The organism is Escherichia sp. E4385 (assembly GCF_963883145.1).
Lineage (GTDB): Bacteria > Pseudomonadota > Gammaproteobacteria > Enterobacterales > Enterobacteriaceae > Escherichia.
Genome location: NZ_CAWOOJ010000033.1, coordinates 1 through 3,790, shown reverse-complemented (window position 1 = coordinate 3,790; position 3,790 = coordinate 1). Strand labels below are relative to the sequence as shown.

9 protein-coding genes and 1 pseudogene are annotated in these 3,790 nt (G+C 44.0%); 4 read left to right on the top strand and 6 right to left on the bottom strand.

Annotated features, from left to right (window positions below; translation table 11 throughout):
* Positions 1-29: 29 nt before the first annotated feature.
* From AACS80_RS23655 to AACS80_RS23645, 4 genes and pseudogenes are all read right to left on the bottom strand, one after another.
* Entirely contained in the window at positions 30-221 is a 192-nt protein-coding gene (locus AACS80_RS23655; RefSeq protein ID WP_135409937.1) for a YdaE family protein, read from the bottom strand.
* 51 nt (positions 222-272) lie between these two features.
* A pseudogene (locus AACS80_RS24055) lies at positions 273-326 on the bottom strand (DUF1482 family protein); the annotation flags it as partial.
* A complete protein-coding gene (gene kil, locus AACS80_RS24050; protein ID WP_000440741.1) occupies positions 316-525 on the bottom strand; it encodes a host cell division inhibitory peptide Kil in 210 nt (69 codons plus the stop codon). The pseudogene AACS80_RS24055 and the gene kil, both read right to left, overlap by 11 nt.
* 18 nt (positions 526-543) lie before the next feature.
* Complete coding sequence (locus tag AACS80_RS23645; RefSeq protein ID WP_135409903.1) at positions 544-816, bottom strand: hypothetical protein; 273 nt, start codon at positions 814-816, stop codon at positions 544-546.
* A gap of 400 nt (positions 817-1,216) precedes the next feature.
* Here AACS80_RS23645 and AACS80_RS23640 point away from each other — a divergent pair, with 400 nt between their 5' ends.
* Positions 1,217-1,411 (top strand): hypothetical protein, encoded by a 195-nt coding sequence (locus AACS80_RS23640; RefSeq protein WP_135409904.1) that lies wholly within the window; start codon positions 1,217-1,219, stop codon positions 1,409-1,411.
* Here the strand turns inward: AACS80_RS23640 and AACS80_RS23635 are convergent.
* The gene (locus AACS80_RS23635) at positions 1,377-1,595 is read right to left on the bottom strand and encodes a hypothetical protein (RefSeq protein ID WP_135409905.1); all 219 of its coding nucleotides are present in this window, start codon (positions 1,593-1,595) and stop codon (positions 1,377-1,379) included. The two genes, AACS80_RS23640 and AACS80_RS23635, sit on opposite strands and share 35 nt — an antisense overlap.
* 202 nt (positions 1,596-1,797) lie before the next feature.
* Entirely contained in the window at positions 1,798-2,283 is a 486-nt protein-coding gene (locus AACS80_RS23630; RefSeq protein ID WP_138184027.1) for a helix-turn-helix domain-containing protein, read from the bottom strand.
* Positions 2,284-2,353: 70 nt separating this feature from the next.
* Here AACS80_RS23630 and AACS80_RS23625 point away from each other — a divergent pair, with 70 nt between their 5' ends.
* From AACS80_RS23625 to AACS80_RS23615, 3 genes are all read left to right on the top strand, one after another.
* On the top strand, positions 2,354-2,638 hold the full coding sequence (locus AACS80_RS23625; RefSeq protein WP_135409906.1) for a transcriptional regulator: 285 nt from the start codon (positions 2,354-2,356) through the stop codon (positions 2,636-2,638).
* Positions 2,622-3,044 (top strand): toxin YdaT family protein, encoded by a 423-nt coding sequence (locus AACS80_RS23620; protein WP_135409907.1) that lies wholly within the window; start codon positions 2,622-2,624, stop codon positions 3,042-3,044. The genes AACS80_RS23625 and AACS80_RS23620 overlap by 17 nt, the downstream gene beginning before the upstream one ends.
* 78 nt (positions 3,045-3,122) lie before the next feature.
* Positions 3,123-3,790 (top strand): hypothetical protein (locus AACS80_RS23615; RefSeq protein WP_138184026.1); only part of this gene is annotated, 668 nt, incomplete at its 3' end.

The following is a 3,790-nucleotide window of genomic DNA, read 5'->3' as shown; positions in this document are numbered from 1 at the left end:
CATAAATTCAGTTTCGAATAGTCAGTTAATTAAAGTTCGTGTGCCATCTGGTCTTTTTCGGCACAGATTTCACTACAATATTTTTTCATTTCCGTCGTTGGGATAACTCCACGCATGAAATGAAGTGGTGTTTTAATGCTTTTGCTTTCTTCAATTTCTTTATTGCAAAGGTGGTAAGCACATTTATTTTCATGATTTTCTCCTGTGAGGCCTGCGGGAATTTCTTCATTTACAGGCCGGATAAATTTCTCAACAGGGAAACATTCGCCAGCTACTTTTTGCTCAATAGCTGCGGCCTTGCATTCAGGTTCGGAGTTATAAATTCCGGTAACAACATCCTGAGTTTCGCCTGATGTCAGAAAAACGGTCATGACAAGAGCGAACAAAGTGTTCATTTATTTTACTCCCGGTCGCAATTGCAAACTGAATAATGGCCTGCTCAAACATTTCTTCATCCTGTAAAAATACAGCGATGGCGAATTTACTCTGTGCGGCACTGATAGCTGTTAGATGATTACGTTCCATAACGCCACCTGAGCTACTTTATTCCTCGGTAATTTTATAACCATTAATTTCCAGAAATGTAGCGATATCCTGATATGAAAATTTTTCCAGAAGCTCATGAAGACGCCCCTCTGTTGAAAAATATTCTGCTATTTCTTCGGCTCCAACCATTTCAATAATAGCGTCGTTATCTTCAACTGAATCAATCAGGTCTGATAACTTCACGCCATTGACTTCAATACATAATTTTTGATTGTAATCGTGCTTAACCTGTACATCTTTTGCTGTTACTTCAAAACTTATCTCTTGCATATAATTCCCTTCCTGGTTACTAAATGAACTTTGTTGATGCGGTGCCTGGTGCCTCCAGGTGACGTTAACCAGTTAACAATTAACGCCGGAGTATTTCACCCATAACTCTTACGCTTTTAACTGTTCCGCGTGCGCTGAGCCGCATTCACCGCATCACAAAATTCACTTTAAAAAGGGCGGACATCAGTCGAACTTCAAGAAAAAACTGATGCCGCCAAGACTACAAACAGCAGTGTTGTTATTTACAACCGGAGGCGCACTCCCACCATTAAATTTAACAGACAAGACCGACTCTTTATGGATATCGGAAATGCGCCTTCGTGTTGTATGCCTGTCTTTTTACCACTTCAGGCTCGGTGGTATACTGGAGTTCTCACACAACCAGTAATAAGGTATTCCTATGGATAATAAAGACAAAGCCTGGCTACTTGCTTTAGCTTTCAGTACCACACATCCTCGCGAAATAACTCCTGAAGACTTCCTCTCGGAAGTAGAGAGTGCTGAGAATGAGTTTTTGTCATTACTTAATAAACTTGATGCTGAAAAACCCGACGATTCACTTAAGGTGTGGGAGAAGCTAGGCTCTTCAAAATAATTGCTTCCGTGGCGGCACGAACGACAGTTTTTGCCGCCTCTTCAGCTGCTTCGGCAGAATGTCCAGCCTTTACTTTTTCTGCAATGACCTCCAGTACAGTTGGAAGAACTTTATCAATAATCATGACAGCGACATCTTTGCTGCACGGTTTACCGTTAATGACTACCAGATCGTTACTATCCATCACCTTTCTCCTCTCCCCTTAACGCCGGGTGGCGGAACTGAAACCTGTCGCACCGTTGTGCTTTGATGGTTGCATAATACAATGAAAAGTAGATGTGTCAACACTAAAAGTAGAATTAATGATGATAAATTCTACAATTAGTTGTTTTTTTAAGACAAAAAAACCCGGCTGTGCCGGGGTGGTTGTTATGCGAGAGGTAAATTTATTCTGAAGGTGGGGTGCTTGCGTACTTCTCGTAGAAGTCGTAAAGCTGCTTGAGTCGCATCTCGAAAGCCAAAAGCATGTTTTTGGCCTCAACTGGAGGAAACTGTCGAAAAGTATTAATCAGGCGCTTTTCATCTTCGCTTAACTCAGTAAGTTCACCTGCGCTACTGCCGATAGATTTTTGCACCCCTAACAAACCTGCTGGGGAAGCATGAGTCTTCTCTGTTGATGAACCATATTCCAGCCACGCAGGCTCAACACCCAGAAGTTCTGCTATTCGTTCAAGTTTTTCGTCACGTGGTTTAGCAGTACCTAAGGTATAGCGCCGCGCCATTTCGTAAGTAACACCCGAAGACAAACTTAAGTCTTTGATGGATATTTTTTTTCTATCCATTTCAGACTTTAGTCTTGTCGCGAATGCGTGATGTTTATGTGTGTTTTCTACCATGTGTAGAAGATTAAAGTAGTTGTCCTGTTTCGTCATTTCTATTTTGTGTAGTTGCAAATTCTACTTTGTGTAGTATTATGGTGTTGTTCTTGAAATGGAGTTAACGATGAGTACGACACATAAAAACATCACAGAAAAGGCGGTTATGGCCATTGGCTCTCCATCTGCTGTAAGCCGCATGTTTGGTTTCAGATCGCCTCAATCCATTTTTAACTGGATTATTCGAAATAGAGTACCAAGCGAAAGGGTTATTCGGCTTTGTGAATTGGGAGGGTGGGTTGTTACTCCTCATGATCTTCGTCCTGATTTACATCCTACTCCAATTAGTGGGATTCCTGAGGATGTTATCAAATCTAAAAAAATAGGGTTGATTCATGAAAATCAGGCATGAACACATTGAATCAGTGCTGTTAGCCCTGGCAGCCGAAAAAGGGCAGGCGTGGGTCGCTAACGCAATTACTGAAGAATATCTGCGCCAGGGGGGCGGCGAATTGCCCCTGGTACCAGGCAAGGACTGGAACAATCAGCAGAACATCTATCGCCGCTGGTTGAAAGGCGAAACGGAAGCGCAAAGGGAAAAAATTCAGAAGCTGATCCCAGCAATTCTGACAATCCTTCCGCGGGAGCTGCGTCACCGACTCTGCATCTTCGATACCCTGGAACGCCGTGCATTACTGGCGGCACAGGAAGCGTTGAGTACGGCAATTGATGCGCATGATGATGCAGTTCAGGCCGTTTACCGGAAAGCGCATTTCAGCGGCGGCGAGTCGTCCGGCGATTCTGTCGTAGTGCATTGATTGAAATTAATCGTGCCGGACTGTTTTGTTCGGTATCAGTTAAATGTAGCGCTCACAGCGTTACAAGGTGAAAACAATATGGCTTCAAACTGGATAAAGCTCGAGGTTATTACGCCGGATAAGCCGGAAATATTCAGGCTTGCTGAGATTCTGAATATTGATCCAGATGCCGCATTAGGGAAAGTCATTCGCTTCTGGGCATGGGCGGATCAACAAATGATAGACGGTAACGCAGAGTGTAACGCACGCGGCGTTACAAAAAGCGCAATTGATCGCATCACTTTTATGGCTGGTTTTGCTGATGCGTTAATTCAGGTTGGATGGCTGGCCGAAACTAATGGTGTGTTGTCGCTTCCTAACTTTGAGCGCCATAACGGGAAAAGCTCTAAAAAACGGGCGGTTACAAACGAGAGAGTTACAAAAATACGCGAACTGAAACGAAAAGGTAACGCTGGCAGCGTTACACAAACGGATCAAAAAGCGTTACCAGAGGAAGAGGAAGAGGAAGATATAAATACTGATCTCCCCCTAAATCCCCCTCGCCAAAAACGAGCGTCTAAAAAATTCGAGCCGGAGGCTATCGAGTTGCCCGACTGGTTGCCAGAAACACTCTGGCATGAGTGGGTTCAGTTCAGGCAGGCATTGCGAAAACCGATTCGAACGGAGCAGGGCGCTAACGGGGCGATACGGGAGCTGGAAAAATTCCTCCAGCAGGGTTTTACCCCAGAGCAGGTGATTCGACACAG